Origin of the sequence: Rathayibacter sp. AY1D5, from assembly GCF_002932515.1 — a bacterium.
GTDB lineage: Bacteria > Actinomycetota > Actinomycetes > Actinomycetales > Microbacteriaceae > Rathayibacter.
The window spans coordinates 1-2,352 of the sequence record NZ_PSVU01000105.1; the positions used below are offsets into that span (position 1 = coordinate 1).

The following is a 2,352-nucleotide window of genomic DNA, read 5'->3' on the forward strand; positions in this document are numbered from 1 at the left end:
TCCTTCGCCGCTCCGAAGCGCGACTCGGCGTAGCCCGCCGCATCGGCGTCGTTGACGAAGAAGATGTTCCGGCCGATCGCGTCCTCGAACAGCTTCTCGGCCTCGAGGCCGATCCACTCGTCCGACACGTTCGCCGCCGACATCGTCCGTCCGTGGACGACGACGGCGGGGAAGCAGATGCCGACCGGGGTGTCCGAGGGCAGGTCCGGGATCTTCTCGAGGATCTGCTGAACGGTGGCGACGATGTCCTTCGGCGTGCCGCCCGGGGGAGTGGCGAGCTTCATCCGGTCGCTGAGCAGGGTGCCCGCGGCCAGGTCCACCGAGGCCCCCTTGATGCCCGTTCCCCCGATGTCGATCCCGATGGCGGTCGCCGCAGCAGTCATAGCGGCCATGCTAGCGAAGGGCGGGGGTGCGGACCGACGCGGGCTGCGGCGTAGGATCGCGGCATGGCTGACGGCGACGCGAACTCCTGGTGGTACAACCTCAAGGCCGGCACGGTGGAGCAGGGATTCGTGTCCCCCTCCGTCGACCGGGTGGGGCCCTTCTCCTCTCGCGAGGAGGCGGAGCACGCCCTCGAGCGGCTGCACGAGAACAGCCGCAAATGGGCCGAGGAGGACGCCGCCGAGGACCGCTGACCGCGGCTACTCGTAGCTGTGCTCGGCGCCGGGGTAGGCGCCGGACTCCACGTCGTCCCGGTACGCGGTGACCGCTCCGGTGAGCACGCCGCGCAGATCCGCGTACTGCTTCACGAAGCGGGGGATGCGGCCGGTGGTGAATCCGGCGAAATCCGTCCACACGAGCAGCTGTCCGTCGACGTGCGGTCCCGCTCCGACTCCGATCGTCGGGATGCGCAGCTCCTCCGTCACCTGACGTGCCGCGTCGGCGGGCACCATCTCGAGGACGACGGCGAACGCCCCGGCCTCCTGGACGGCTCGCGCGTCGGCGAGCAGCTGCTCGATACCCTCGCCGCGCCCCTGGACCATGTGGCCGCCGAGCCCGTGCTCGCTCTGCGGCGTGAAGCCGATGTGCGCCATCACGGGGATGCCCGCCTCGACGATGCGCCGGATCTGCTCGGCGGAGCGGACTCCGCCCTCGAGCTTCACCGCGTGCGCGTGCGTCTCCTTCATGAAGCGGAACGCCGTGTGCAGCGCGTCGTCGGCACCCGACTCGTAGGAGCCGAAGGGCATGTCGGCGACGACGAAGGCGCGCTCGACGGCTCCGGCGACGGCACGCGCCAGCGGGATGAGCTCGTCGACGGTGACGGGCAGAGTGGTGTCGTAGCCGAGCACCGTGTTGCCGGCGGAGTCGCCCACGAGGAGGAAGTCGATCCCGGCGTCGTCGAAGATCTTCGCCGTGAGCTGGTCGTAGCTGGTCAGCCCGGTGATGCGGACACCGGAGTCCTTCGCGTTCTGGAAGTGGCGGGTTCGAACGCGTTTCACGGGCTGCGCTGACATGGGCGCCAGTCTACGGCGCGCCTCGGGCGCCCCGCGGGCCCCGGTCGGAGGCAGTAGCCTGAGGGTCGAAACAGGAGGGGTCTGGATGGACAAGCAACGGGACTTCGTTCTTCGCACCATTGAAGAGCGAGGGATCAAATTCGTTCGCCTCTGGTTCACCGACGTCGTCGGCACGCTGAAGTCGGTCGCGATCGCGCCGGCCGAGGTGGAGGGCGCGTTCGCGGAGGGGCTCGGCTTCGACGGCTCCGCCATCGAGGGCCTCACCCGCTCCTTCGAGGCCGACGTCCTCGCGCATCCGGATCCGTCGACCTTCCAGATCCTCCCGTGGCGCGGAGAGATCGACCCGACGGCGCGGATGTTCTGCGACATCACCACGCCGGACGGCCAGCCCGCCGTCGCCGACCCGCGCAACGTGCTCAAGCGCACGCTTGCGAAGGCGGCCGAGCGCGGGTTCACCTTCTACACGCACCCCGAGATCGAGTTCTACCTCCTCAAGTCGTCGTCCTTCGGCGCCGAGGGTCCGGAGCCGGTCGACTCCGCCGGGTACTTCGACAACGTCCCCGGAGGCACGGCGCACGACTTCCGCCGCCGCTCCGTGCGCATGCTGGAGGATCTGGGCATCTCGGTCGAGTTCAGCCACCACGAGGCGGGCCCCGGCCAGAACGAGATCGACCTCCGCTATGCGGACGCGCTCACCACGGCCGACAACATCATGACCTTCCGCACCGTGATCAAGGAGGTGGCGATCGAGCAGGGCGTCTACGCGACGTTCATGCCGAAGCCGCTCTCCGGGCACCCCGGCTCGGGCATGCACACGCACCTCTCGCTCTTCGAGGGCGACGTGAACGTGTTCTACGAGCAGGGCGCCCAGTACCAGCTCTCGAAGCTCGGCCGCCAG

General features: G+C 69.3%; 4 protein-coding genes. 2 read left to right on the forward strand and 2 right to left on the reverse strand.

Annotated features, from left to right (window positions below; all coding sequences use genetic code 11):
* Window positions 1-383, reverse strand: a 383-nt coding sequence (locus C5C82_RS16980) for an ROK family protein (protein ID WP_146086032.1), incomplete at its 3' end; no start/stop codon positions are given.
* Window positions 384-446: 63 nt separating this feature from the next.
* On the opposite strand from C5C82_RS16980, the gene C5C82_RS16985 reads away from it, so the two are divergent.
* Entirely contained in the window at window positions 447-635 is a 189-nt protein-coding gene (locus C5C82_RS16985) for an SPOR domain-containing protein (protein WP_104223671.1), read from the forward strand.
* Between the two features lie 6 nt (window positions 636-641).
* Here the strand turns inward: C5C82_RS16985 and panB are convergent, their stop codons facing one another.
* Complete coding sequence (gene panB, locus C5C82_RS16990) at window positions 642-1,454, reverse strand: 3-methyl-2-oxobutanoate hydroxymethyltransferase (protein ID WP_104226711.1); 813 nt, start codon at window positions 1,452-1,454, stop codon at window positions 642-644.
* An 85-nt stretch (window positions 1,455-1,539) separates the two neighbouring features.
* Here panB and C5C82_RS16995 point away from each other — a divergent pair.
* The coding region (locus tag C5C82_RS16995; protein ID WP_146086033.1) for a glutamine synthetase family protein at window positions 1,540-2,352 on the forward strand (813 nt) is incomplete at its 3' end.

Bases quoted from the DNA above. Each gene is read 5' to 3' on its own strand.
- C5C82_RS16985 (WP_104223671.1), top strand. From the start codon at position 447: ATGGCTGACGGCGACGCGAACTCCTGGTGGTACAACCTCAAGGCCGGC.
- panB (WP_104226711.1), bottom strand. From the start codon at position 1,454: ATGTCAGCGCAGCCCGTGAAACGCGTTCGAACCCGCCACTTCCAGAAC.